This is a genomic window from Mycobacterium sp. (genome assembly GCF_049608025.1).
Lineage (GTDB): Bacteria > Actinomycetota > Actinomycetes > Mycobacteriales > Mycobacteriaceae > Mycobacterium.
The window spans coordinates 65,352-90,099 of the sequence record NZ_JBMYXC010000011.1 but is presented as its reverse complement, the minus strand read 5'-3'; the positions used below and the strand labels follow the sequence as shown (position 1 = coordinate 90,099).

Annotated in this window: 29 protein-coding genes; 14 read left to right on the top strand and 15 right to left on the bottom strand. The window is 66.7% G+C overall.

From position 1 onward, the window contains the following. Positions 1–20: 20 nt before the first annotated feature. Together rsgA and aroA are read right to left on the bottom strand one after the other, a co-directional pair. Positions 21–1,019, bottom strand: coding sequence for a ribosome small subunit-dependent GTPase A (gene rsgA / locus ACPGXI_RS06265; protein WP_526650914.1), 999 nt, complete (start codon positions 1,017–1,019; stop codon positions 21–23). Positions 1,020–1,032: 13 nt separating this feature from the next. Continuing rightward, complete coding sequence (gene aroA / locus ACPGXI_RS06260; protein WP_526650912.1) at positions 1,033–2,337, bottom strand: 3-phosphoshikimate 1-carboxyvinyltransferase; 1,305 nt, start codon at positions 2,335–2,337, stop codon at positions 1,033–1,035. Positions 2,338–2,383: 46 nt separating this feature from the next. On the opposite strand from aroA, the gene ACPGXI_RS06255 reads away from it, so the two are divergent. Together ACPGXI_RS06255 and ACPGXI_RS06250 are read left to right on the top strand one after the other, a co-directional pair. Then, the gene (locus ACPGXI_RS06255) at positions 2,384–3,238 is read left to right on the top strand and encodes an SOS response-associated peptidase (protein ID WP_526650910.1); all 855 of its coding nucleotides are present in this window, start codon (positions 2,384–2,386) and stop codon (positions 3,236–3,238) included. 68 nt (positions 3,239–3,306) lie between these two features. Beyond that, the gene (locus ACPGXI_RS06250) at positions 3,307–4,038 is read left to right on the top strand and encodes a YqjF family protein (protein ID WP_526650930.1); all 732 of its coding nucleotides are present in this window, start codon (positions 3,307–3,309) and stop codon (positions 4,036–4,038) included. Here the strand turns inward: ACPGXI_RS06250 and ACPGXI_RS06245 are convergent. The 3 genes from ACPGXI_RS06245 to ACPGXI_RS06235 are packed head-to-tail and all read right to left on the bottom strand — an operon-like array spanning position 4,035 to position 6,581. Beyond that, positions 4,035–4,880 (bottom strand): SDR family oxidoreductase, encoded by an 846-nt coding sequence (locus tag ACPGXI_RS06245; RefSeq protein ID WP_526650908.1) that lies wholly within the window; start codon positions 4,878–4,880, stop codon positions 4,035–4,037. The genes ACPGXI_RS06250 and ACPGXI_RS06245 overlap by 4 nt on opposite strands. A gap of 58 nt (positions 4,881–4,938) precedes the next feature. Further along, positions 4,939–5,919 carry a hypothetical protein gene (locus ACPGXI_RS06240; protein WP_526650906.1) on the bottom strand — a complete coding sequence of 327 codons (981 nt, stop codon included), beginning with the start codon at positions 5,917–5,919 and terminating at the stop codon, positions 4,939–4,941. After that, a complete protein-coding gene (locus tag ACPGXI_RS06235) occupies positions 5,916–6,581 on the bottom strand; it encodes a hypothetical protein (RefSeq protein WP_526650904.1) in 666 nt (221 codons plus the stop codon). The genes ACPGXI_RS06240 and ACPGXI_RS06235 overlap by 4 nt, the downstream gene beginning before the upstream one ends. Before the next feature lie 267 nt (positions 6,582–6,848). Between ACPGXI_RS06235 and ACPGXI_RS06230 the strand changes: the two genes are divergently transcribed. Continuing rightward, entirely contained in the window at positions 6,849–7,658 is an 810-nt protein-coding gene (locus ACPGXI_RS06230) for a sigma-70 family RNA polymerase sigma factor (RefSeq protein ID WP_526650902.1), read from the top strand. Further along, positions 7,655–7,951 (top strand): mycothiol system anti-sigma-R factor, encoded by a 297-nt coding sequence (gene rsrA / locus ACPGXI_RS06225; RefSeq protein WP_526650900.1) that lies wholly within the window; start codon positions 7,655–7,657, stop codon positions 7,949–7,951. The genes ACPGXI_RS06230 and rsrA overlap by 4 nt, the downstream gene beginning before the upstream one ends. Here rsrA and ACPGXI_RS06220 read toward each other — a convergent pair. Next, positions 7,948–8,040 carry a 50S ribosomal protein bL37 gene (locus ACPGXI_RS06220; RefSeq protein WP_003882799.1) on the bottom strand — a complete coding sequence of 31 codons (93 nt, stop codon included), beginning with the start codon at positions 8,038–8,040 and terminating at the stop codon, positions 7,948–7,950. The genes rsrA and ACPGXI_RS06220 overlap by 4 nt on opposite strands. Before the next feature lie 184 nt (positions 8,041–8,224). Here ACPGXI_RS06220 and ACPGXI_RS06215 point away from each other — a divergent pair, with 184 nt between their 5' ends. Then, a complete protein-coding gene (locus ACPGXI_RS06215) occupies positions 8,225–8,440 on the top strand; it encodes a biotin/lipoyl-binding carrier protein (protein ID WP_526650928.1) in 216 nt (71 codons plus the stop codon). Between the two features lie 45 nt (positions 8,441–8,485). Continuing rightward, positions 8,486–9,976 carry a two-component system sensor histidine kinase PdtaS gene (pdtaS, locus tag ACPGXI_RS06210; protein ID WP_526650898.1) on the top strand — a complete coding sequence of 497 codons (1,491 nt, stop codon included), beginning with the start codon at positions 8,486–8,488 and terminating at the stop codon, positions 9,974–9,976. 118 nt (positions 9,977–10,094) lie between these two features. On the opposite strand, the gene ACPGXI_RS06205 is transcribed toward pdtaS, so the two are convergent. Both ACPGXI_RS06205 and ACPGXI_RS06200 read right to left on the bottom strand, forming a co-directional pair. Next, the gene (locus ACPGXI_RS06205) at positions 10,095–10,349 is read right to left on the bottom strand and encodes a WhiB family transcriptional regulator (protein WP_526650896.1); all 255 of its coding nucleotides are present in this window, start codon (positions 10,347–10,349) and stop codon (positions 10,095–10,097) included. Positions 10,350–10,630: 281 nt separating this feature from the next. Next, the gene (locus tag ACPGXI_RS06200) at positions 10,631–11,584 is read right to left on the bottom strand and encodes a diacylglycerol/lipid kinase family protein (RefSeq protein WP_526650894.1); all 954 of its coding nucleotides are present in this window, start codon (positions 11,582–11,584) and stop codon (positions 10,631–10,633) included. A 71-nt stretch (positions 11,585–11,655) separates the two neighbouring features. On the opposite strand from ACPGXI_RS06200, the gene aroQ reads away from it, so the two are divergent. Continuing rightward, a complete protein-coding gene (gene aroQ / locus ACPGXI_RS06195) occupies positions 11,656–12,099 on the top strand; it encodes a type II 3-dehydroquinate dehydratase (RefSeq protein WP_526650892.1) in 444 nt (147 codons plus the stop codon). After that, positions 12,096–12,485, top strand: a complete 390-nt coding sequence (locus ACPGXI_RS06190) for a hypothetical protein (RefSeq protein WP_526650890.1) — start codon at positions 12,096–12,098, stop codon at positions 12,483–12,485. Before aroQ ends, ACPGXI_RS06190 begins: the two co-directional genes overlap by 4 nt. Before the next feature lie 58 nt (positions 12,486–12,543). Here ACPGXI_RS06190 and ACPGXI_RS06185 read toward each other — a convergent pair whose 3' ends face one another. Genes ACPGXI_RS06185 through ACPGXI_RS06175 form a run of 3 tightly spaced genes read right to left on the bottom strand, consistent with a single transcriptional unit; the run spans position 12,544 to position 14,725 of the window. Next, positions 12,544–13,023, bottom strand: coding sequence for a GNAT family N-acetyltransferase (locus tag ACPGXI_RS06185; RefSeq protein ID WP_526650888.1), 480 nt, complete (start codon positions 13,021–13,023; stop codon positions 12,544–12,546). After that, complete coding sequence (locus tag ACPGXI_RS06180; protein WP_526650886.1) at positions 13,020–14,117, bottom strand: isochorismate synthase; 1,098 nt, start codon at positions 14,115–14,117, stop codon at positions 13,020–13,022. Before ACPGXI_RS06180 ends, ACPGXI_RS06185 begins: the two co-directional genes overlap by 4 nt. Continuing rightward, positions 14,114–14,725 carry an acid phosphatase gene (locus ACPGXI_RS06175; RefSeq protein WP_526650884.1) on the bottom strand — a complete coding sequence of 204 codons (612 nt, stop codon included), beginning with the start codon at positions 14,723–14,725 and terminating at the stop codon, positions 14,114–14,116. The genes ACPGXI_RS06180 and ACPGXI_RS06175 overlap by 4 nt, the downstream gene beginning before the upstream one ends. A gap of 58 nt (positions 14,726–14,783) precedes the next feature. On the opposite strand from ACPGXI_RS06175, the gene ACPGXI_RS06170 reads away from it, so the two are divergent. Then, positions 14,784–15,578 carry a ParA family protein gene (locus ACPGXI_RS06170; RefSeq protein ID WP_526650882.1) on the top strand — a complete coding sequence of 265 codons (795 nt, stop codon included), beginning with the start codon at positions 14,784–14,786 and terminating at the stop codon, positions 15,576–15,578. Between the two features lie 105 nt (positions 15,579–15,683). On the opposite strand, the gene ACPGXI_RS06165 is transcribed toward ACPGXI_RS06170, so the two are convergent. Together ACPGXI_RS06165 and ACPGXI_RS06160 are read right to left on the bottom strand one after the other, a co-directional pair. Continuing rightward, positions 15,684–16,913, bottom strand: coding sequence for an Rv3212 family protein (locus tag ACPGXI_RS06165; RefSeq protein WP_526650881.1), 1,230 nt, complete (start codon positions 16,911–16,913; stop codon positions 15,684–15,686). 16 nt (positions 16,914–16,929) lie between these two features. Then, positions 16,930–18,462, bottom strand: a complete 1,533-nt coding sequence (locus tag ACPGXI_RS06160; protein WP_526650879.1) for a DEAD/DEAH box helicase — start codon at positions 18,460–18,462, stop codon at positions 16,930–16,932. 292 nt (positions 18,463–18,754) lie between these two features. On the opposite strand from ACPGXI_RS06160, the gene ACPGXI_RS06155 reads away from it, so the two are divergent. Beyond that, positions 18,755–19,501 (top strand): ferritin-like fold-containing protein, encoded by a 747-nt coding sequence (locus ACPGXI_RS06155; RefSeq protein WP_526650877.1) that lies wholly within the window; start codon positions 18,755–18,757, stop codon positions 19,499–19,501. Positions 19,502–19,510: 9 nt separating this feature from the next. Here ACPGXI_RS06155 and ACPGXI_RS06150 read toward each other — a convergent pair whose 3' ends face one another. Continuing rightward, positions 19,511–20,431: a hypothetical protein gene (locus ACPGXI_RS06150; protein WP_526650875.1), complete on the bottom strand. Its 921-nt coding sequence runs from the start codon at positions 20,429–20,431 to the stop codon at positions 19,511–19,513. A gap of 293 nt (positions 20,432–20,724) precedes the next feature. Here ACPGXI_RS06150 and ACPGXI_RS06145 point away from each other — a divergent pair, with 293 nt between their 5' ends. After that, positions 20,725–20,988: a DUF3107 family protein gene (locus ACPGXI_RS06145; protein WP_526650873.1), complete on the top strand. Its 264-nt coding sequence runs from the start codon at positions 20,725–20,727 to the stop codon at positions 20,986–20,988. A 1-nt stretch (position 20,989) separates the two neighbouring features. On the opposite strand, the gene fasR is transcribed toward ACPGXI_RS06145, so the two are convergent. Then, entirely contained in the window at positions 20,990–21,667 is a 678-nt protein-coding gene (fasR, locus tag ACPGXI_RS06140; RefSeq protein WP_526650871.1) for an HTH-type transcriptional activator FasR, read from the bottom strand. 167 nt (positions 21,668–21,834) lie between these two features. On the opposite strand from fasR, the gene ACPGXI_RS06135 reads away from it, so the two are divergent. The 3 genes from ACPGXI_RS06135 to ACPGXI_RS06125 form a co-directional block, all read left to right on the top strand. Next, positions 21,835–22,863 carry a DUF3152 domain-containing protein gene (locus ACPGXI_RS06135; protein ID WP_526650869.1) on the top strand — a complete coding sequence of 343 codons (1,029 nt, stop codon included), beginning with the start codon at positions 21,835–21,837 and terminating at the stop codon, positions 22,861–22,863. 229 nt (positions 22,864–23,092) lie between these two features. Next, the gene (gene moeZ / locus ACPGXI_RS06130) at positions 23,093–24,271 is read left to right on the top strand and encodes an adenylyltransferase/sulfurtransferase MoeZ (RefSeq protein WP_526650867.1); all 1,179 of its coding nucleotides are present in this window, start codon (positions 23,093–23,095) and stop codon (positions 24,269–24,271) included. Positions 24,272–24,307: 36 nt separating this feature from the next. Beyond that, positions 24,308–24,748, top strand: a 441-nt coding sequence (locus ACPGXI_RS06125) for a TIGR02569 family protein (RefSeq protein WP_526650865.1), incomplete at its 3' end; no start/stop codon positions are given.

The window sequence follows — 24,748 nt, the reverse complement described above, 5'->3', positions numbered from 1 at the left end:
GGTCCCCATCTTCTTTCCGTTCAACTGATTCCACGAGTTGACTGGGCAGAGTGAACCGCGAGCAGCCTTCGCGCTGCGCCGACCCGACCCGCTGCCGGGCCCGATAACGCGTCCAGGGCGCACTCCGGGTCCGCGGGCGGGCCCCTGTGTCCGCATCCCCGCGGGCAGTCGGCGATCGCTTCAGCCAGATCGGAGAACGCCATCATCACATCGTCGGGGGCGATGTGGGCGAGGCCGAACGACCGGATTCCGGGCGTGTCGATGACCCACCCACCGAACTCCAGAGGCAGCGCCACCGATTGTGTCGATGTGTGCCTGCCCTTGCCGACGCCCGTGACCCCTCCGGTCGCCCGTTCCGCCTCGGGGACAAGGCGATTCACCAGGGTGGACTTGCCCACTCCGGAGTGGCCCAGCAGGGCGGTGACCCGGTCGGTCAGCACGGACACCACTGCGTCGAGATGGTCGCCGCGGCCGGCGGTGACGATGGTCAGGTCAAGGTCGGCGAACTGTGCGGCGAACGGCTCGGCCGGGGTGAGGTCGGTTTTGGTCAGGCACAGGATCGGTGCCAGCCCGCCGGCGTAGGCCGCGATCAATGCGCGTTCGACCAGGCCGGCGCGCGGCGGAGGATCGGCCAGCGCGACGACGATCAGCAGCTGGTCGGCGTTGGCGACGAAGACACGCTCGGTGGGATCCGTGTCATCGGCGGTGCGGCGCAGCACTGTTCGGCGTTCTCCGCGTCGGACGATGCGGGCCAGCGTGTCGGTGCGGCCGGAGAGGTCGCCGACGACGTCGACATCGTCGCCGACCACGATCGGCGTGCGGCCCAACTCGCGCGCGCGCATCGCGGTCACCCGGTGAGCCGGGTCGCGGCCGAGTACGCAACCCCACCGGCCCCGGTCGACGGCGACCACCATGGCTTGCTGCGCGTCGGCGTGCTCGGGGCGGGTTTTCGTCCGCGGCCGCGAACTCCGGCCGGGGCGCAGCCGGACATCGGTTTCGTCGTACTCGCGTGGAGTCAAGCGTGCAGACCTCTTACCGATCCGTGTTCTGACCGGCCAGCATGGCGGCCCACAGGTGCGGAAAGTCGGGCAGCGTCTTGGCGGTGGTGCCGATGTCCTCGACCTCCACGTCGGGAACCCGCAAGCCCACGATCGCGCCGGCGGTCGCCATGCGATGGTCGGCGTAGGACCGCCAGGTGCCGCCGTGCATCGGTCGCGCGGTGATGGTCAACCCGTCGGGGTCCTCCGCGCAGTGGCCGCCGAGGCGGTTGAGTTCGGTGCGCAACGCGGTCAGCCGATCGGTTTCGTGGCCGCGCAGGTGGGCGATTCCCCGAAGCCGCGACACTGCCCCCGGGGCGGCCAGCGCAGCCAGTGCGGCCACCGACGGGGCGAGCTCACCGACGTCGTGCAGGTCGACGTCGATGCCGCCGTAAGTCGCTGCGCCCTGTACTTCCAGATATGAATTACACTGGTGCACAACGGAACCGAGCTCCCGCAGGATGGCCAGGATGGCCTCTGCCGGCTGTGTGCTCACCGCCGGCCAGCCGGTGACGCGAACCGTGCCGGCACTGACCACAGCGGCGGCCAGGAACGGCACCGCATTGGACAGGTCGGGTTCGATGGTCCAGTGCCGGGCAGCGATCGGGCCCGGGGCCACCTGCCACCGGTTGGGCTGGGAGTCATCGACACCGACGCCGGCGTCGCGGAGCATCGACACCGTCATGGCCACGTGCGGCGCAGAGGGCACCGAGTCGCCACTGTGCAGGATCGTCAATCCCTCGGTGAATGCGGCACCCGAGAGCAGCAGGCCCGAAACGAATTGCGAGGAGCCCGACGCGTCGATCTCGACCGTGCCGCCGCGCACGGACCCATCGCCGCGGACGGTGAAGGGCAGGCTGTCTCCCTCGACGCGGACGCCGAGTCCGCGCAGCCCGTCGAGTAGCGGTGCGATCGGGCGGGTACGGGCCTGCTTGTCGCCGTCGAAGGTCACTGTTCGGGTGCTCAACGCCGCCACCGGCGGCACGAAGCGCAACACCGTTCCCGCCAGGCCACAGTCGATACGCAGACCGGGCTGTGGTGCGAGCGTGCCACTGATGGTCAGCTCGGTGTCGTCGGCGGGCTGCCCGCGCTGGGTTTCGACGCTGATCCCGAGCGCCTGAAGTGCGCCGATCATCAGGTCGGTATCGCGGCTGCGCAAGGCGCCGCTGATCGTGGAGGGCCCCTGCGGTACGGCCAGGGCGGCGAGCAACAGTGCTCGGTTGGTTTGCGACTTCGAACCGGGGACGGTGACGGTCGCTTGCACAGGAATCCCGGTCGACGGGGCCGGCCAGATGCTCACGGGTTCCTATTCTTGCCTGTCACCGGGGTCTGCCACCATGGGGAGCATGTGTGGGCGATTCGTGGCGACGACCGATCCCGCGCTGCTGGCCGAGAAGATCGACGCGATCGACGAGGCTACCCAGGTCGCAGGGGTGCGGGTGGCCGCCGGGTCAAAAAAAGCACCCGGACCCGACCACTCGGGGTCCAGCCACTCAGGGTCTCACGCCTCGGGTTCTCACGCCATGGCGCCGAATTACAACGTGGCACCCACGCAGACCGTCAGCACGGTGGTGAAGCGGCACAGCGAACCCGGCGACGAGTCGACCCGCCGGGTGCGGCGGATGCGTTGGGGGCTCATACCGTCGTGGGTCAAGGCCACCGCCGAGGGCGGCCCGGACACCAAGGGCCCGCTGCTGATCAACGCCCGGGCCGAACGGGTGACCAGCTCGCCGGCGTTCCGCAGTTCGGTGAAAAGCAAGCGCTGTCTGGTACCGATGGATGGTTGGTACGAGTGGGCCCGAATGGGGGAGGGCAAGGGTGCGAAGACGCCGTTCTACCTCTACGCCGGCGACGGAGAGCCGCTGTTCATGGCCGGGCTGTGGTCGACGTGGCGGCCCCGACGAGATGGCGGGTCCGCCTCCGTCGAGTCGCCGTTGTTGAGCTGCACGATCATCACCACTGATGCCGTGGGTTCGCTCGCCGAGATTCACGACCGGATGCCGCTGACGATCAGCGAGCGGGACTGGGACCGCTGGCTGGACCCCGACGCGCCGGTCGACGAAGGCCTGCTGGGTGGCCACGGCGACCTGGACCGCGTTCAGGTTCGCGAAGTTTCCCGTTTGGTGAACAGCGTCCGCAACAACGGGCCGGAACTCATCGCACCGGTCGGCCCGGAACCGGAGCAAGCCACGCTGCTGTAACCGGCCAGGAGCCAATGGCCAAACACGCTATCGGTGACGATATCGCCGCAGCGTGCCACGATGGCCCAATGGACGGCGAGCTTGCAGGATTCAGCCCGGTAGCGCCGCCGTTGCCGCGCCCAGTGATAATCGACCAGTTCTGGGCAGACCTCACCTTCGTGCACTGGCCAGTCGACCCCGTCACGGTCGCACCCCTTTACCCGCCCGGCACCCGTCCGGATGTTTTTGCCGACGGATTGACCTACGTCGGGCTGGTGCCGTTCGTCATGCGCCACACCCGGTTGGGAACCGCGGTGCCGCTGGGGTATTTCGGGACATTCGCCGAGACCAACGTCCGGCTCTATTCGGTGGACGACGCCGGCCGACACGGTGTGCTGTTCAGGTCGCTTGAGACCCAGCGGCTGGCCGCGGTGCCCGTGACCAGAATCGGCCTGGGGTTTCCGTATACCTGGGCGAAGATGTGCGTCACGCGGTCGGCGGATCGCATTTCCTACGCCAGCACCCGGCGCTGGCCGCACCGCGGTCTGAGCAGCCTGGCCGAGGTAACCGTGGGCGCACCTGTGGAGCCCACACCGTTGGAGGTTTGGCTGACCGCGCGGTGGGGCGCGCACACCCGCAAAGCAGGCCGCACCTGGTGGATGCCCAACGAGCACGCCACCTGGCCGTTGCGAACGGCCGAGATCGTCGAGCTCGACGATGACCTGGTGGCCGCCGCGGGTATCAGCGTCGCCGGCCCGCGGTTGCGCGCGTTGTTCTCACCGGGCGTGCACTCTCGGTTCGGGAGACCGACGCGGGTTTAGGGCTGCGTGTATCCCGGCGGGTTGGCGCCCTCCACCCAGAAGTCGACGCCCAGGTCCGACCCGGGGACGCAGTCGTACACCGACAGATCGGTGACGCCGGCCTCGAGCAGCACGTCCTCGCACAGCAGCGTGTTGCCGGTGTAGCTGGCAGGTTTGGTCAGGACGGCGTACGCGGCGTCGGAGTACACCTCGGGTTTACGCGACCGGGCCATCGACTCGTCGCCGCCGAGCAGGTTCTGCACTGCGGCGGTGGCCACCATCGTGCGCGGCCACAGGGTGTTGGAGGCGATCCCGGTGGCCCGCATCTCTTCGGCAATACCCAAGGCGCATAACGTCATACCGAACTTGGCCATCATGTATGGGGTCGGCCGCAGCCACTTGGATTCCAGCAGAATGGGTGGCGACAGCGTCAGGATGTGGGGGTTGTCCCGGCCCTTCATGTGCGGGATGCACGCCTGTGACACCGCGTAGGTGCCGCGCACCTGGATGCCGTTCATGAGGTCGAAGCGCTTCAGCGGCACCTCCTCGATGGAGCCGAGATTGATCGCCGAGGCGTTGTTGACGCAGATATCGATGCCGCCGAACTGCTCGACGGTCTTGGCTACTGCGGCAGCCACTGAGTCGCCGTCTCGGATGTCGCCGACGATCGGCAGCGCCTGGCCGCCGACCTCCTCGATCTCCTTGGCGGCGGTGTAGACCGTGCCCGGCAGTTTGGGATGGGGCTCGGCGGTCTTGGCGACCAGCGCGATGTTGGCGCCATCGGAGGCGACTCGTTTGGCGATCGCCAGCCCGATTCCGCGACTGGCACCCGAGATGAACAAGGTCTTCCCTGCAAGTGACATGGGTATCAGCATATTCGGCGCTGGCCGGCCGGGTTGTCCGCGGTCGCCGCCCTGGTTATCACCGGGGGCCGGATCGCCAGGTGATCTTGGGTGGTGTTGCATCGCCGGTGCGGGCGAGGCGCCGGAAAGTCATCAGGCCGATGCCGGCCATCACTGCGGCAAGCAGGCCGTTGAGTGTTGCCAACCCGAGCACGGCCCGCCCAGTGTGTTCGGCGACGGGGACATATCCGTCCAGAAAGGACCGGATATCGCCGACCGCGATCTTCCGCACGTCGGCCAACCCGGTGTAGGAGGTGGGACCCCCGCCGGTGCCCATGCCGGGCGTCAGATTGCCCCAGACGACCACCGGGTCGCCTCGACGCAGCGCACATCCGGCGGAGCCGTCGCTGGCGGAGGGCCAGGCCCAGGCTTGATTGCCCGATTCGATACCGCTTGCTACCACTGGGGGGCCGCCCGGGAGGTCGAGCAGGTACCGCGAGGGCAGGAGCCCGCCGAATGCCGGCAACCGGATTGGGCCGATCTCGGGGCACCGGTACCAGGCGGTCGTGCCGTGGTGCTGCGGGGCTTCCAGCTCCGGCATGGCAGCACTGATCCTGGCCTCGAGGAGCATCTCGCCCGGGTCCACCGGGGAATCACGCCATTCCAGGAACTCGTCACGGGTCCGCACTTCGGGCAAGGTCGTCACGCGCAGCTGATTGTCGGCCGCGGCGGCCAGGAATGCGCCGACCGCCAGATACATGACAACGATCACCGAGAACACAATCGCCACCGAGTGCCGGTCATGCTTGCTGACGAGCTGGGGCAGGCTGCGAGCAACGAGCAGCACCGACAAGATCGACAGCAGCACGGTCGCGATGAAGATCTTTGTGGCGCTGAAGAAGAGGTCCGGCGCGTACTCGCCGGTGAGCACCACCGCCAGCGTCAGGGCGAGCGCTGCGCCGACGACCAGAAGGCACAGCCGCAACGTCCGGTGTCGCCAGCGGTACCCCGCCACGCCGGTGATCACCGCTATCGCGCCCCAGGCGAGGGTCAGCGTCATGCCCTGGATCCGCCGATGGCACCGCGGCACCGCAATCCGAGGTCGACGAACGCGTCGAGTTGCTCGACGGATCTCAGCACGTCGGTGCGCACGCGGACGCCGATACCTGCGTCGTTGATCGACATCACCGGCTGCTCTCGCTCGGCGGGATAGACCTCGCACCATGCGCTGATCGCTTCGGCGACGTCGGTGAGGGCGCCTACCGAGCCGTAGCCCTCCGTCGCAAACACCAGCAGCCGTGCGTCGGAGGGCACCGAGCTCAGAGGTCGGCCGCCGCTCACCCGGTCGATGCCCAACCAGCGGGTCATCACCGCGGTCGCTGATCCGAGCAGTTCAGCGGCCAGGTCTCGCAATTCCGGGTCGGGAGCGGGGCCGGCGATCAAGGCAGCTGCCTGCACGGCGGGCGTTGGAGCGTGCCAGACGGTGGTGATCACCCGCGAGCCCGGTGGCGACATCTGGACGGCGTAGGAACGGGTCAGCGTGACGGTCCAGTCACCCGTGGCAGGGACGACGGTGGTGGTTTGGCCGGATCGGGACAGCTGCCACCCGCGGTGCTCGACTGCCGCACGGAACCGCGCGCGTCGCCGCAGAGTCCACCACAACAGAGCTGCGGCCAGGAGGACAGTGGCGGTAACGACGATGATCGTGCTGAGCAGATCCATGGCGAGGTCAGTATTCCGCACGGGTGCCGGGAGCACCGCTCAAACGCCGGTGGGTACGCCCGACCGCGGCGGCCATGGGTGCGCGGGGGAACAACGGTTCCCCACGGCCTGTTGTTGGCCATAGTTTTCTTGTTGGCCATAGTTTCCTATTGGTGGCAGTTTTCTGACACAGCTTGGCGGCAGTCTTCTGACACAGCGGTAGTAGTTCCTACCGCGGCCCGGGCAGGGTTGTCGGTGGCAACCTCTAGGATCGGCGGAAGGGTATTGATGGTGCCAGCGACGGCCATGGAGGCCCCAGTGCGTTCGGTGGAATTGCTGGACGTGTTTGGCGGAGCCACGACAGAAGGGACGGTGTTCCCCCCGATGACCGACACCGATGGGTCGGCTTCCGATGCGGCCCGGGAGGGAGACCCGGCGCCCCCGTCCGTTCCCCAACCTGATTCCCAGCCTGATTCGGGGACCGAGGCAAAGCATGGGGAATCCGATGCCGAGCTGACAGCCCGCTTCGAACGGGACGCGATCCCACTGCTCGATCAGCTCTACGGTGGCGCACTGCGGATGACCCGCAATCCCGCCGACGCGGAGGATCTGTTGCAGGAAACCATGGTCAAGGCCTACGCGGGATTCCGCTCGTTTCGCGAGGGCACGAACCTCAAGGCCTGGTTGTACCGCATCTTGACCAACACCTACATCAACATTTACCGCAAGAAGCAGCGCCGGCCGGCGGAGTATCCGACCGATGAGATCACCGACTGGCAGCTGGCGGCAAGCGCCGAACATTCCTCGACCGGACTGCGGTCCGCTGAGGTCGAGGCGCTGGAACTGATACCCGATAGTGAGATCAAGGAAGCCCTGCAGGCGCTGCCCGAAGAATTTCGAATGGCGGTGTATTACGCCGACGTCGAAGGCTTCCCCTACAAGGAGATCGCCGAAATCATGGACACGCCGATTGGGACGGTGATGTCCCGGTTGCACCGCGGCAGGCGCCAGTTACGCGCGTCGTTGGTCGATGTGGCCCGGGAGCGGGGCTTCCTGCGCGGTGAGCAGTTCGATGCGCCCGAGGAGGTCTCGTCGTGAGCCAGGACGAACGCTGGACCCCGCCGGTCGGCCCGATCGACCCAGATCATCCCGAGTGCGCTGCGGTCATCGCGGAGGTATGGACGCTGCTCGACGGTGAATGCACCGTTGAGACGCGCGAGAAGCTGCGCCTGCACCTCGAAGAGTGCCCGACGTGCCTGCGGCACTACGGCGTCGAGGAGAGGATCAAGACCTTGATCGCCACCAAGTGCAGCGGCGAGCACGCCCCGGAGGGCCTACGTGAGCGGCTTCGCATAGAGATCAGCCGCACCACGATCATTCGTCGCGGTTAGCGCACCGACTTCGAACCGGCGTTCGGCCGTTTGCCGTGGTTCGCCTTGGAATGCTTGCGGTCGCGCTTCTTGCGTCCACGCTTAGCCATGATTGTCCTCCGTATGGTCTGAATGGTCGGGAGTCGTCCTAGTTCGTCGTGCCCGCATCCCGCGGGCGCATGTGCACCAGTGTCTCACGTGTCTCACGGCCCGATCAAAAGGTCGCCCCGCCGGTGGTGTGGTTCGATGGAACGCGACAGCGACCGCACCAGCGGTAACCGGAGTGGGGTGAAGATGGCTGAGGACGTCCGCGCGGAGATAGTGGCCAGTGTGCTCGAAGTCGTGGTCCACGACGGCGATCAGATCGCCGAAGGCGACACCCTGGTGTTGCTTGAGTCGATGAAGATGGAGATTCCGGTCCTCGCCGAGGTCGCCGGCACCATCAGCAAGGTGAGCGTGTCCGTCGGCGACGTCATTCAGGCGGGCGACCTCATCGCCGTCATCAGCTAGCGCCCGGTGCCCGGGCCGACCCAGCAGCGCCGGAAGCAGTAGGTCATGTCCACCCTCGGTGACCTGCTCGCCGAGCACACCGTCCTCCCCGGTAGCGCTGTGGATCACCTGCACGCTGTGGTCGGTGAATGGCAGCTGCTGGCTGACCTGTCGTTCGCCGACTACCTGATGTGGGTGCGCCGCGACGATGGAAGTGTCGTGTGTGTGGCCCAGGTACGGCCCAACACCGCGCCGACTGTGCTGCTGGCGGACGCTGTCGGCACACCCGCCGGCAGCGAGGACATTCCGATCGTGGACGCGGCCTTCCGGCCTGGCGTCATCGGCCGCGCCACAGTGGAGGGCCAGTTCGGCTCACCTCGCCTCAAGGTCGAGGCGGTGCCGGTGCGGCACGGGTCAGACGTCGTGGCCGTGCTCACCCGTCATGCCTCGCCGGCGCCGCGCCAGGCCAGTCCCTTGGAGACCGCGTACGTGGACTGTGCCGGCGACCTGCTGCACATGTTGTCCGAGGGCACGTTCCCCAATGTCGGCGACCTCGCGATGTCGCGATCAAGCCCACGGGTGGGCGATGGGTTCATCCGGCTGGATGACAGAGGGGTCGTGACGTTCGCCAGTCCGAACGCGATCTCGGCGTATCACCGGATGGGGTTGACCGCCGAACTGGAGGGCCAAGATCTGATCAGCGTGACCCGCCCGGCGATCTCAGATCCCTTCGAAGCGCAGGAGTTGGCGGGTCATGTCGTCGATGCGCTGGCTGGTGGTTCCGATATGCGCATGGAGGTCGACGCCGGCGGTGCCGCGGTGCTGGTGCGTACGCTGCCGTTGGTCGTGCACGGCGCACCTTTGGGGGCCGCAGTGCTGATTCGCGACGTCACCGAGATCAAGCGCCGCGATCGGGCCCTGCTGTCGAAGGACGCGACGATCCGCGAGATCCATCACCGCGTGAAGAACAACCTGCAGACGGTTGCGGCGCTGCTGCGTCTGCAGGCGCGCCGTACCACCAACACCGAGGGCCGCGAGGCGCTGTTCGAATCCGTGCGCCGGGTGTCATCGATTGCGCTCGTGCATGATGCCCTGTCCATGTCGGTGGATGAGGAGGTCAACCTCGACGAGGTCATCGACCGGATTCTGCCCATCATGAACGACGTGGCAACTGTGGACGCCCCGATCCGGATCAACCGCGTCGGCGAGCTAGGCGTCTTGGACGCTGACCGTGCCACCGCCCTGGTCATGGTCATCACCGAGCTGGTGCAAAACGCCATCGCGCACGCTTTCGGCGACACGACAGCGCAGGGCTGCGTCACCATCCGGGCCGAGCGTTCCGCTCGCTGGCTCGACGTCGTCGTTCGCGATGACGGGCGGGGGCTGCCGGACGGCTTCAGCCCGGAGAAGTCTGACAGCCTCGGTCTTCAGATCGTGCGCACGCTGGTGTCGGCGGAACTCGACGGGTCACTGGGCATGCATGACCTCGCCTCGGGCGGCACCGCTGTGATGCTGCGGGTACCGATCGGCAGGCGTGGCCGTACCAGCCAATACTGATTCGTCCGAAAGAAATGGTGCCGACAGAAGAAACCGGTCGCTATGTGCGCGCTGCTATGTGTGCACATAGCGACGGCCCCGACTTTCGCCGGGGCCGTGACGCAGGTGCCGGATTGGGTTAGACGCCGCTACGCGCCTTGGTGCGGGCGTTGCGACGCTTGAGCGCGCGACGTTCGTCCTCGCTCATGCCGCCCCAGACGCCGGCGTCCTGGCCGGACTCCAATGCCCAGCTCAGGCACTCGGCGGTAACGGGGCAACGGTTGCAGACGATCTTCGCGTCAGCGATCTGGGCTAGAGCCGGTCCGCTGTTTCCCACCGGGAAGAACAGTTCCGGATCCTCGTCGCGACAAATGGCCTTGTGGCGCCAATCCATGAGTCCACTCCTTTTCATTTGCGCAGCAGAGCGCACGAACTTTAATTCGACTGTTAACGCGAGCGCACCAAATGTTTCCGCGCTGTTGCATCCGATGCTTTCACAGGCTGTACAGATGTCAATAGCACTTCGTTAACACGTGGGCAATGTCACTACCGGGTCACTACCGAGGCCCGTTTCCGGGCCGCTAACACTGTTGTACTACACTTAGCCCATCTGCGCCCTAAATCTCAACTGGCAACACGCTGGGAAGTTCAGTTCGTGCAGGTCAGGGCGGTGGATCAATCCGCATTCGGCGGCGGGGCAACAACGCCGAGAGCGTTGGGAACCGCGGTGAACTCCATCTCCTCGCGCAGTCCGACGTAATCGCCATCGATCTGACATGCGATGGGCGTGTCGCTGGTCACCTTCAACCAGGCCAGGTCGTCGTCGCGGATCAGGTGCTTGGCCTCGATACGTGGGTTGCGCGACAGCATCCGCCGGGTCAGTCTCAGGTTGGCCCAGACATTCATGCTCGTCACGGCGAACACACCCAGGCCTGTTTCGAAGGTGGTGTCGGGGTTCGTCCAGACCGGGCGCGCGTTGGCGTAGGTCCAGGGGCTGGAGTTCGACACGAACGCGAAATGCACACCGGAGACGGGCTCGCGGCCAGGCAGGTGCACGGTCAGCGTGGGATCGCGGCGCGCATTGGCCAACATCTCGCGGAACGCGAACCGAATGTAGCGCGACGCGGTGACCTTGCGTCCCTTCGCCCGTTGCGCCTCGATGGCGGCGACGACGTCGCCGTCGACACCCATGCCCGCGGTGAACACCCCCCAGCGGTCCTGACAGTCCATCAGACCGATGCGCCGCCAGGTCTGGTGGCGACGGTAGTCCCCGAGCAGGTCGACGAGCTGGTTGGTGGCCTCGGTGGGGTCCGGGCTGATCCCCAGAGCGCGGGCGAATACGTTGGCCGATCCGCCGGGCACCACGCCCACCGCGGGGCCGGAGTTGGCTGGTCCCTGCTCGCCGAGGATGCCGTTGACCACCTCGTTCACGGTGCCGTCGCCGCCGTGCACGATCAGCACGTCCACCCCGCCCCGGGTGGCTTCCTGCGCGATCTCGATGGCGTGGCCGCGGTGGTCGGTGTGCAGGACGTCGAGCTTCACCCGGCTCTCCAGGGCGTGGGCCAGCAGATCACGGCCCGCGGGCGTCGTCGAGGTCGCATTCGGGTTGACGATCAATACGGCGCGCACGAGGGCTGAGCCTAGCCGGGTACGCCCGGTGCCTCCCCGTCCCGGACGCGTTTCGCCGGTACCGTACAACGGTGACCGAACGTCGTCTGCTGCTCGTCAACGGGCCGAATCTGAATCTGCTCGGCACCCGCCAACCTGAGGTGTACGGGTCCACCACACTGGCCGAGATCGAGGCGAGGGCGGCCGAGGTGGCTGGGGAGTCGGGTCTGCAGGTGCGGTCGGTGCAGAGCAATCACGAGGGTGTGCTCGTCGATGCGATCCACGCCGCGGGCGCCGACTGTGTAGGAATCGTCATCAACCCCGCCGCCTACAGCCACACCTCGGTGGCGATCGCCGATGCGTTGAGATCGGTCGGACTACCCGTCGCCGAGGTGCACCTGAGCAACATCCACGCCCGCGAGGAGTTCCGCCACCACTCCTATGTCTCCGCGGTCGCCGACATGGTGGTGGCGGGTGCGGGTCCGCTGGGTTACGACATGGCGGTGCGCTACCTGGCGGGCAGGCTGTCGCCGTGATACCCCGGGCGGCGCAACTGGCCGGCGCCATCACCGCACTGCAGGGGGCGGTGGCGATCGCGATTGCCGTCGCGCTCACGGTGCGCGAACTCGGCGGCCATGATGAGGCCGGGATCAGCGGATACGGCACGGCGGCCTGGTTCGTGATCATGGGATCGGGGGTGCTGGCGGCAGGTGTGGCGTTATGGAACGGTCGGCGGTGGGGCCGCGGCATCGCGGTGTTCGCCAACCTGCTGCTCCTGGGCGTCGCCTGGTACGTCTACAGCTCGGGTCAGTTGCGTTATGCGGTGCTCGTCGGTGTGGTCTCGGTGGTCGTGCTGGCGCTGCTGTTCAGTCCGTCGGTGTTGCACTGGCTGACCCGGATACCGTCCGACGACGATCGTTGAGGAGTCGGACAATTGGGCACCGTCCGACGACGATCGTTGAGGAGTCGGACAATTGGGCTCACTCTTCGGCCAGTTCCGATAGTCGCGGGCCGGACACCCGGTAGGTGATCCATTCGCTCTGCGGCCGGCCGCCGACGCTGTCGTAGAGGGCGATCGCGTTGACGTTCCAGTCCAGCACCGCCCAGCTCAGCCTCGTGTAGCCGTGATCGACGCATTCGCGGGCCAGCGTCGCGAGTAGCTTGCGGCCCAGGCCCCGCCTCCGGAACTGGGGGCGCACGAACAGATCTTCGAGGTGGATACCGGCCGCACCGTCCCAGGTCGAGAAGGTGCGGAACCACAACGCGCCCGCGGCCGCCAGGCCGTCCACCTCGACGAGATGGCCCTGCACCGTCGGTTGTGGGCCGAAAAGCGCTTCCCTCAATTGGGTTTCGGTCACCGAGCAGTCGGCCGCGGCGCGTTCGAACTCCGCGAGCTCATGGATCATCGCGGTCAGTTCACTCTCGTCTCCGAGGTGGACGCGGCGGATGAGCTGACTCACGGCTCGACGCCCAGGGCCGACAGAATGGTCCTGAATTTGGTCGTGGTCTCCTCGACCTCGTCGTCCGGGTCGGATTCAGCGACGATGCCGCCACCGGAGTGCGCGTCGGCCGATCGACGGTCTGCGGACAGCTGGGCACACCGGATCGACACCACCCAGCGGCCGTCGCCGCGCTGATCGCACCAGCCCACCGCGCCGGCGTAGAAACCGCGGTCGCCTTCTATCTCGCCGATCAGCTCGGTGGCTGGGCGAGTGGGGGAGCCGCCCACTGCTGGGGTTGGGTGCAACGCGATGGCCAGATCAAGTGCGGTCGTGGACCTTTCGCGCAGTCTCCCGGATACCGGGGTATAGAGGTGCCAGACCGCGGCGGTCTTGCTGAGTTGGGGCTGCTCTGCTATCTGTAGCTCGCTGCACAGCGGTTCCAGCGCTTCGCGGAGAGCATCGACGACAAGTTGATGCTCATGTCGGTTCTTGGCGGACGCAGCGAGTGCGGCGCCGCTGGCCTTGTCCGCGTCGGGGTCGGGCAGTCGTGGCGCGGATCCAGCCAACGGCTGACATTTCACCTGCTGTCCGCGGCGGGCGACCAGCAGTTCGGGGCTGGCTCCGACCAGCACCGTGCCCGAGTAGCCTTCGCCGGCTGCGGAGAGGTCTACGAGATAGGAGTTGGCCTGCGCATCATTGGTGACCAATCGTTGGAGCACGGTTCTCGCGTCGAGAGGTCCGTCGGCGGCTATCCGGAGCGCGCGTGCCAGCACAACCTTGTCCAGGTCGCCGGCCGGGTCACGCAGTCGCCGCAGGGCGGTATTGATACGTCCGCGGTGCTCATCGGCGGCCGGTATCGTCTCGGCGATCCGTGAGGTGGCGAGTTCACGCATCGGCCACGCGGGCAGGCTTGCGGTGAATCCCACCGACTGCGGCCGGATCAACGCTGCCGGTTTGGAGAGGTCGAAAGGCAAGGCGCCCACAACGATCGGCGTGCTGTGCGACGCCAGGGCGGCGCATGCGTCGGCGATCCGCGGGAAGGCGGTGTGGACGCCGTCGGCGGCGATGACACCTTCCGGCCCGGCCAGGACGAACGTCGGTTCGCGGGTCACGCCGGCATGGCCGCGTCAGGGTGGCCCGTCAGCGCCAACGCGCCGAGTTGACGGACACCGTGCTCGAAACCGCACACCGCGATGGAAACGGCCGGCATCGCAAACCGGATGCCTTCGTAGACGGGTTGCTCGATCCAGCGGGTGATCAGCGCTCGGGAGAAGTGGCCGTGCCCGACGAAGACCACGTCGCGGGAGTCCATGTACCGCAGCGCCAAGTCGATCGCCCGGTCGGCGCGCTCACACACCTGCGCCGAAGTCTCACCGCCCGGGCACCCGTGCGTCCACACCAGCCAGTTCGGCACCGCCTGGCGGATCTCCACGGTGCTGGTTCCCTCGTAGTCCCCATAGTCCCATTCGCTGATCAGTGGGTTGACCTCATCGACGGTGAGACCGGCAAGTTCGGCGGTGAGCCTCGCGCGCTTGCGCGGGCTACTGATCACGAACGGGTCGTCCAACCTGAGCTGTCGCAGCGTTTCGGCTGCCGCCACCGCCTGCTCACGACCGCGCGGCGTGAGCTCGAGCTCCGTGCTGCTGGTGTGTCGGCCCGACTTCGACCACTCCGTTTCACCATGTCGGAGCAGGATCAATCGGTGCTGCAGAAGGCCCACGGCCTCGATTCTGCCGCACGCCGGTTGACCGCATTCGGGCGCATGACAGGATAAGCCGGTGACACGGGTACTGGCGGTCGCCAATCAAAAGGGTGGGGTTGCCAAAACGACGACGGTGGCATCGCTGGGTGCAGCGATGGTGGAACTGGGCAAGCGGGTAGCGCTCGTGGATCTGGATCCGCAGGGTTGTCTGACGTTCTCACTGGGCCAGGATCCCGACAAGCTGACCGTCTCGGTGCACGAGGTGCTGCTCGGTGACGTGGAACCCGACGTGGCGCTGGTCGAAACGTCGGAGGGCATGACGTTGCTGCCGGCCAACATCGACCTCGCGGGTGCTGAGGCGATGCTGTTGATGCGGGCCGGCAGGGAATATGCACTCAAACGTGCGCTGGCCAAGATTGCCGGGAGCTTCGACGTGGTGATCGTCGACTGTCCACCGTCGCTGGGCGTGCTGACGCTCAACGGCCTCACCGCCGCCGATGACGTGATCGTGCCGCTGCAGTGCGAGACGCTCGCGCACCGCGGCGTCGGACAGTTCCTGCGGACCATCACCGATGTCCAGCAGATCACCAACTCCGACCTTTCCCTGTTGGGCGCGCTGCCCACGCTGTACGACTCGCGCACCACCCATAGCCGTGACGTGTTGCTCGACGTCGCCGACCGCTACAACCTTCCGGTGCTGGCCCCTCCGATCCCGCGGACCGTGCGATTCGCCGAGGCCAGCGCCTCCGGCTCGTCGGTGTTGACCGGGCGCAAGAACAAAGGCGCGCTGGCCTACCGGGAACTCGCGGGGGCGTTGCTCAAGTACTGGAAGAGTGGAAAAAAGCTGGCGACCTTCGCGCCCGACGTCTGAGGCTGTGATTTGGGTGCAGTTGGTCACACTGAGCGTGACAATTTGCACCCAAATCGCGAGCAGCGTCAGCCATCGCGACCAGCGGCACCCAAATCGCGACCAGCGTCAGCCCAGCGCCGTCAATTCGTTGCCGCGCTGCTCCAGCAGCACCGAACCGGCCACGGCGGGCACCACAGGTTGCGCAGGATCCGCTGCACCGTTGACCGGGGGCCGCTGGAGCGGAATGTGGCGGTCACCGACTCCGGTCGCCGGATCGAAGACGTCGTAGCCGTTGCTGACAGGCACCAGCAGCTGCCCGGCCATGATCGTCGCCGGGCCGATGGGCACGTTGTCTCCCGCCGCCGAAACGGTGTACTTGTACTGAAGGTTGTTGGCGGAGAACACCATTACGCTGTCGCCGGTCCACCAGGTGATCAAGTCGCCGGGCCGTGACGCGGTCGCCTGGGGAGAGGGCGCCACCGGAACCACCGTGCTGGCGATCACGATTCCTGTCTCGTCGACGATGTCGAGTCTCGGCTTCGGGGTAGGTATGTATACCGCAGTCGTGGTGTGGACGACGGCAACCACGCGGGCGCCGCTGCCGTCACTGACACCCTTCTGCGGCACGTACTTCAGTTCCGGGGTGTCCTCCTCGTCGGAGGGGCGTAGCAGCGTAAGACGTAGATCGGCTTGCCCTTCGCACGCCTCCAGCACCGACACCGCAGCCGAACTCGCCGCGGCAGAGACCAGCCGGCACAACGGTGATATCGGAACGTCGGGCTTGACCGGCGCATCCAGCGCGCCGTAGCTGAGCATTCGGACCATGTCGGAGCGCCACATCTCCAGCCGGGTGTTCCCGGCCGACAGCACCGTCGTGCCGTCCCCGGACAAGGTCACCTCGCGGTCGGCATAACTGGTGCGAGTGGGTCCGCGCAGGCCGGTCTTGGCGTCCACGGTGCTGACCTGCCCGCAGCCGCGCACATCCGGGTAGACCGCTACGGCGTAGTTGTAGACCCAGGTCACTCCACACAGGTCGAGATCCCGGGCGAAACTCCACAGAGTCTCGCCCGTAGCGGGATCCCGGCCGTCCATGCCCTGGCCGGCGCCGGTCACGACGGCGCCGGAAACCACCAGCGGCCGGCTGGTCTTGGGACTGGGCGCAGTCCACAGTTGCTCAAGCGAGTCCGGCACCGATCTGACGGGTTTCAGACTCGGCACCGGTGCTGCCGCCGGCACGCTGCGGGTTGCTCTCGCGTCGCTCGTCCACCAGACGATGGCGGCGACGAGAGCGATGACACCGGCGATCGCCACCGCGGCCATGATGTCCGCCCGAGTCCGCCGTTCGGGTTTGACCATCCCGGGTCAGTTTCAGCTAGCTGGGGCCGCCGGCCGGGGTCTTGCTGGGACGGCGCCGACGACGCCTGCGCCCCGATCGCGCAGCTCCCGACGGGTCGCCGCCGGTGTCGGCCGGCTTGTCGGTGCTGGCCGCGGGCGATTTCTGCTCGGCGGCTTCGGAATGGCCTTCGTGATGGCCACCAGCTGGATTGCCGCCGCGCGTCCGGCGCCGATTCCGGTTACTGCTTCGGCCGGCCGGCTTCTTCTCTCCATCCGCGGAAGTGCGCCTGGACTCTTTCCTGGGTCCGCGCGCAGTGCGCGCGGGGCCGATCTTGCCGGTGGCGTCGGTGGGGATGTCGAGTTCGTCGTACAGGTGCGGCGAGTTCGAATAGGTCTCGGCCGGATCAGGTGTTTCCAGCCCCAGCGCCGTGTCGATCATCGTCCAGCGCGGCAGTTCGTCCCAGTCCACCAGGGTCACCGCGATGCCGGTCTTGCCCGCGCGCCCGGTGCGGCCGATGCGGTGCACGTACGCCTGCTCGTCCTCGGGGATCTGGTAGTTGATGACGTGGGTGATGTCGTCGATGTCGATGCCGCGTGCGGCCACGTCGGTAGCGACCAGCACGTCGACTTCGCTGGTGCGGAAGGCCTTCAGCGCTTTCTCGCGCGCAGACTGGCCGAGGTCGCCGTGCACGGCGCCGACCTTGAATCCGCGCTCGGAGAGTTCGTCGGCGACCTTTTGGGCGGTGCGCTTGGTGCGGGTGAAGATCATGGTGGCGCCCCGGCCGCGGGCCTGCAGTATGCGTCCGACCATCTCGACCTTGTCGAGTGCGTGGGCGCGGTAAGCGAACTGCTCGGTGGTGTCGTGGGTAGCCGCCGAGTGCGGGGCCTCGGCCCGGATGTGCGTCGGCTGGTTCATGAAGGTGCGGGCCAGGGTGATGATCGGATCCGGCATGGTCGCCGAGAACAGCATCGCTTGCCGCTTGGCCGGGATCTGCTTGAGGATCCGCTCGATGTCGGGCAGGAAGCCAAGGTCGAGCATTTCGTCGGCTTCGTCGAGCACCAGCTTGGACAAGCCGCCGAGCTGCAGGTGCCCCTGCTGCGCGAGGTCGAGCAGCCTGCCGGGGGTGCCGACCACGACGTCCGCGCCCTTCTGCAGCGCCTCGATCTGCGGTTCGTAGGGACGTCCGCCGTAGATCGCCACGACCGACAGCGGGCGGCTGTCGCCCTCGTGGTCGGCGATCAGGTACTTCGACGCCACCTCCAGATCACCGAAGACCTGCAGGCACAGCTCGCGGGTGGGGACGACGATCAGCGCTCGCGGTATGCCGCTGAGCGGGCGTTCGGAATCTGTGGTGATCCCGTTGAGGAGGGGCACGCCGAAGGCGTAGGTCTTGCCCATGCCGGTACGGGCCTGGCCGATCAGGTCGTCGCCGGACAGTGCCAGCGGCAGGGTCAGTTCCTGAATGGCGAAGGGATGCTCGATGCCGGATTCGGACAGCGCGCGCACAATCTCTTCGCGAACTCCGAGTTGGGCAAATGATGGACTGGTATTCGGGGTTTCAAGTGTCATACGGGGGAGACAAAGCCTTTCAATTCATTCCTCGTAGCGTTCACGCGCGCACGAGTTGTGAAGAGAACTCCGTCAAGGCCCTGCGCTGAGGAGGCGGGCCGTCTGCGTGCACGCACATTGTCAAAGTGCTGTTTTCGCGGTGTCCGCGGCGAGTGCCAGCCGATGTGACCTGGATAGATCTGTCGACATTGAGCGCCGACACCACCTTCATGGTAGCTGGTCGGGTCGCTTTACAGGTACCGCGCTCGGCTGGGGCTCGTGGGAGGCTCCTCGGCGCTCTACAGTTGGGGTCATGACTTCGACGCCATCTGCGGCCGCTGGTCCTGCCCCGGCGGGGGCGCGCAGCGGCGCAGTCGTGTCGGACGGGTCCGCTGGTTCTGCTGCACCCGCGTCGTCTGTGTCCTCTGAGCACCCGGGCATCAATGAGCTGTTCGCGCTGCTGGCGTATGGCGAGGTTGCGGCGTTCTACCGCCTCACCGACGAGGCGCGGATGGCACCCAACCTGCGTGGCCGGATCAACATGGCCACGATGGCGGCCGCCGAGATGAACCATTACGAGCTGCTGCGCGACGCGTTGGAGCGCCGGGGAGTCGACGTCGTGTCGGCGATGACCAAGTACGCCTCGGCGCTGGAGAACTACCACCGGCTGACCACTCCGAGCACGTGGCTCGAGGCCCTGGTCAAGACCTATGTGGGCGACGCGATGGCCGCCGATCTCTATCTGGAGACCGCTGGCTCGATGCCCGACGATTCCGCCGATGTGGTGCGCTCGGTGCTTGCCGAGACGGGTCACTCGCAGTTCGTCCTGGCTGAGGTGCAGGCAGCGGTGACGGCCAGTGACCGTCAGCGGCACCGCTTGGCGCTGTGGTCGCGGCGGCTGCTGGGTGAGGCCATCACCCAGGCCCAGTTCGTGCTCGCCGACCATGACGAACTGGTCGACCTCGTGATGGCCGGTGGCGGGCTGGCGCACATGACGGACTTCTTCGACCGATTGCAGCACACCCACAACACCCGGATGCACGAGTTGGGGCTGGCCTGAGCGGTTCTGCTACCGCGTGCAGTTGGTGATCATCGAGTTGTTGTTCTGCGAGGCGATCAGGGTGCCGTTCGCGTCGGTGATGCTGCAGTTGAGCTGACCCGCGACGCTGGTCGCGGTCACCGAACTCAGCGTGACGCCGGGATCCAGCACCACCGTCTTGGTCCAGGGCAACGCGACGTTCAAGTCGGTCACCAGCGCACCCTGCTGGTCTGTGTAGATGACCGTCACCAGATCGATGAGCCGGCGCTCGCCGGTGATCCGGTAGGTGACGGTGCCCGGGACGGCCGCGGGGGGCGGGGCCGCCTGCGGTGCGGGCAGCAGGGGCTGTGCTTCCGGTGGCTGTGCGGTCGGGCTTGGTGCCCGGGTCACTGTGGTGACGGTTTCAGCCGGCAAGGACGGCATGGTCGGCGGAGCGGCCCCGCGGGGCGCCGACGGCTGGGCCGCTGCGCTGGGGGTCGGGGCCGCGGACGCCTCCGTGGACACGATGGTGGCTGACACCGAACCGCTGTCCCCACCGCCGAGGATCAGGCTGGCGATGATGACGGAGATAAAGAGAACGGCGCCGGCCACACCGGCGATCCACATCCACCGGCGGTCGATGCGGGCTTCGTCGTATTCGGGGTCGTACTTGTCCGGGTCGTAGCTGTCCGGGCCGTACTCGGGGTCGTAGTTGTCTGGGTCGTAGCCGTCGCGGTCGTACTCGGGGTCGTACCCGTCGAGGTCGTAGTTGTCTGGGCCGTAGCCGTCGGGGTCGTACTCGCGGTCGTCTCCTGGGTAGGGCGTGAGGACGTCAGTATCCATATCGCCCTGGCCGTGGCCATAGCCGTGAGCGTCGCGACCCCGGCCGTAGCGCCTGCCCCCGCGTGAGCCGCGAATGCGCTCGGTCGGAGTCAGTGAGTACGGTGATTGCGCGGTATAAGGCCTGTTCATCCAGCTGTCCCAGTCACTTCCGTAGGTTTTCAGGCCCGATGCTATCGAGGCGGAAGTGACGTATGAGGTCAACGCGCCTGGCTCTCGGTCACGGTCGGGACGCGGTTCGGTCAAGCCCGAGTTTCTGTGTCTCGCGGCAGTCTCGCGGCAGTCTCGAGGCAGTCTCGCCGGGGCTTGATTCGGTGGCCGGGCGACTGTTCGCTGCACGCGAAGGTCCCATCGTCACCTCGCGGGGCCGCCGTCCACTAGCCTCCTGGGAAGGAGACCAGCAGACAAACGGAAAGGTTCTCACCGTGGAGGTCAAGATCGGTGTCACCGATAGCCCGCGCGAATTGATTCTCAACAGCGCGCAGACGCCGGCAGAGGTGGAGAAATCGGTCGCCGATGCATTGGGCGCCGAGGGGGCCGGCGTGCTGAGCCTCACCGACGACAAGGGGCGGCGTTTTCTCGTGCAGTCGGCGAAGATCGCCTATGTCGAGATCGGAGCGGTCGACTCGCGCAGAGTGGGATTCGGTGTGGGTGCGGTGGGTACAGAGGCGACCAAGTCCGCAGGCTGAGTCAGGATCTGGTGAGCGGCACGTGGGACAGCCCGCCCCAGATGAACTGCACCGTGCCTTCCACGGCATCGGCCTTGGCGATCGGCCGCTCATTGTTGAGCCAGTAGCGTGCGGAGTCGACGCTGATGCTCACCAGGCCCACCGCGATCATCCTGGCGCGATGGGGCTCCAGCCCGGAGTCGTGGCTGATGAGATCGAACACCGCATCGGTGCATGACTCGGTGGCGACCTTGACCTGGGCGGCCACCTGAGGCTCGGTCACGTAGTCGTTCTCGAAGATCAATCGGTAGCCCTGGCTGTCGTGCTCGATGAAGTCAAAGAACGCCTCCACCGCAGCACGCACCCGCTGGCGATTGTCAGTGGTGGTCCGCAGCGCCTGACGAACACCCGACACCAGGTTCTCCACATGCCGATTCAGCACCGCCAGATAGAGCTCGACCTTTGAGGTGAAGTGCTGGTAGAGAACCGGTTTGCTGACACCTGCCCGGTCAGCGATCTCATCCATTCCCGCGGCGTGGTAGCCGCGGTCGACGAACACCTCGCTGGCGGCGATCAGCAACTGTCCGCGGCGCTCGTCCCGCGGCAGCCGGTTGCCGCGCCGAGCCGCGGTAGCAGGCAACCCGCTACCGTTGGCCGGCTGTCCTCCCCGACGCTGCGCCGTCTTGGCGAGATTGCTCATCAGAACCTCTAGATCTGTAGCCGGCGCCGCCGGCGGATTTTCGTTCAGTCTCGCAATGAGACTACTACCGTTCGCCGGCCGCTCGGGTGAGGAGCGACGCCGGTTGCTCGCCCCGCACGATGGCGTGCCGAGAGTGCAAGTTTTCTGAGCTGTGTCATTCTGTGTCAGTGACCTACGACCCGGGGCGCGGGGGCGGTCGCGTTCCCGTGCTGCACGATGAGCGGCGAGAGCCGCTTCGTGCCCAACGCGATCCCCTGGCTGAGCAGCCAGGTCGGGTCAGGTCCAACCGAGATGGCCACCAGCGATGGCGCAAGCAGACCTGGCTCGGTCGCTTCATCTCGATGTACGGATGGCGCGCTTATGCGCTGCCGGTTTTGGCCGCGCTGACGATGGTGATCATCTACCAGACCATCTCCGGCACCAGCGTGCCGCAGACGGCGGACGATGAAGGTCCCGTGCAGGGGCCACCGACGATAGGTGTCGCCAGCACCGCGATCATCGGGGCGCCGCCCAAGGGCCTCACGGAGTTCGACGCGAATCTGCCGACCGGAATCCTGCCCGACGGCGGGCCATTCACCCCGGCCGGCGCCGGAACCTGGCATGTCGTGCCCGGCACCACCCCGCAGGTCGGTGAGGGCACCACCAAGGCGTTCACCTACACCGTCGAGGTGGAGGACGGTATCGACACCACCACCTACGGCGGCGACGAAGGTTTCGCGCAAATGGTCAGCGAGACGCTGGACAACCCGAAGAGTTGGACGCACAATGCGCAATTCGCCTTTACCCGGGTGGATGCCAGCTCAGGCGTCGAACCCGACTTCCGGGTGTCGCTGACATCGCCGATGACGGTCCGGGGAGGTTGCGGATACGACATCCCCCTGGAGGCGTCCTGCTACAACCCGGTGTTCGAGGGTCAGCCGCGGGTATTTGTCAACGAAGCGCGCTGGGTGCGCGGGGCGGTGCCGTTTCAGGGCGACGTCGGCTCCTATCGCCAGTATCTGATCAACCACGAGGTGGGCCACGCCATCGGATACCAGCGTCACGAACAGTGTGCCGCAGACGGCGAGCTGGCGCCGGTCATGATGCAGCAGACCTTCTCGACCAGCAACGACGACGCGGCCAAGTTCGACCCGGGCACGGTGACCGCCGACGGTGAGACCTGCCGGTTCAACCCCTGGCCCTATCCGATCGCGTAACTGCCCGACTTACCCCGCGTTCCCGACTTCTCCACGGTCCCGACTTTGTCTAGGATCCTGACTCTTCCAGGGGCGGCGCGTCGGCCCAGTGCCGCGCCGTCGTACCTCCGGTGACTGGGTACCCTCGTGACTTGGGACTGGGCGGGAAGCGTCAGGCCCTCGCTGCTGTTGATTCACCCATACACACCTGTTGCGATGTCTTCGTACCGCCCGAACCAAGGAGAACCCGGTGTCGACACCCTTGCCGCCGCTGGTAGAGCCAGCCGCGGAACTCACACGCGAAGAGGTTGCGCGCTACAGCCGCCACCTCATCATCCCGGATCTCGGACTGGACGGGCAGAAGAGGTTGAAGAACGCCCGAGTGCTGGTCATCGGGGCCGGCGGGCTGGGGTCGCCGACATTGCTCTACCTGGCCGCCGCGGGGGTGGGCACCATCGGGATCGTCGAGTTCGACGTGGTCGACGAGTCCAATCTGCAGCGTCAAATCATCCACGGGCAGTCCGATATCGGCAGGTCCAAGGCGCAGAGCGCACGGGATTCGATCCGTGAGGTCAACCCGCTGGTCGAGGTGCGGTTGCACGAGGTCCGCCTGGAAACGGCGAACGCCGTGAACCTGTTCGGCCAATACGATCTGATTCTTGACGGCACGGACAACTTCGCAACGCGATACCTGGTCAACGATGCCGCCGTACTGGCGGGCAAACCGTACGTGTGGGGTTCGATCTACCGCTTCGAAGGCCAGGTTTCGGTGTTCTGGGAGGACGCCCCTGACGGCGCGGGGCTCAACTACCGCGACCTCTATCCAGAGCCGCCCCCGCCAGGGATGGTTCCGTCCTGTGCCGAGGGGGGCGTGCTCGGCGTTCTGTGCGCCTCCATCGCCTCGGTGATGGGCACCGAGGCGATCAAGCTGATCACCGGTATCGGGGAGACGCTGCTCGGCCGTTTGATGGTTTACGACGCTCTGGACATGACGTACCGCACGATCAAGATCCGCAAGGACCCGGCCACGCCGAAGATCACCGAACTCATCGACTACGAGGCTTTTTGCGGAGTCGTTTCAGACGAGGCCACTGAAGCTGCAGCGGACGCCACCATCACGCCGCGAGAATTGCGCGAGATGCTCGACTCAAGCGAGAAATTCGCGCTGATCGACGTCCGCGAGCCGGTCGAATGGGATATCAACCGCATCGCGGGTGCCGAGCTCATCCCGAAGTCGACCATCGAGTCCGGCGACGGCCTGGCGAAGTTGCCCCATGATCGGGTACCGGTGCTGTACTGCAAGACCGGCGTGCGGTCGGCAGAAGCACTGGCGGTGGTCAAGAAAGCCGGCTTCTCCGACGCTATTCATCTCCAAGGCGGCATCGTGGCCTGGGCCAAGCAACTCGAACCCGACATGGTGATGTACTAACGCGGGGTTCGCCCCCGTTCCGCTTAGGCTGAGACGGTGACCGCCCAGCGCCCGCCAGACCATGTGCTTGCGGCCTTCGGGCTGTCCGGAGTGCAGCCGGTGCCACTGGGGTCGGGCTGGGAGGGCGGCTGGCGGTGCGGCGAGGTCGTGTTGTCCATGGTCGCCGAGCACGCTCGTGCCGCCTGGTCGGCCAAGGTGCGCGAGACGCTGTTCGTCGACGGAGTGCGACTGGCCCGTCCGGTGCGTTCCACCGACGGGCGATACGTCGTGGCCGGCTGGCGCGCGGACACCTACGTCGCGGGCACCCCTGAACCCCGCCATGACGAGGTGGTCTCCGCGGCGGTGCGATTGCACGAGGCCACCGCCAAACTGGAGCGGCCCCGGTTCCTGACCCAACCTCCGGTGGCGCCCTGGGGCGACGTTGACGTGTTCATCGCCGCCGACCGGGCGGCATGGGAGGAGCGGCCGCTGCAGTCC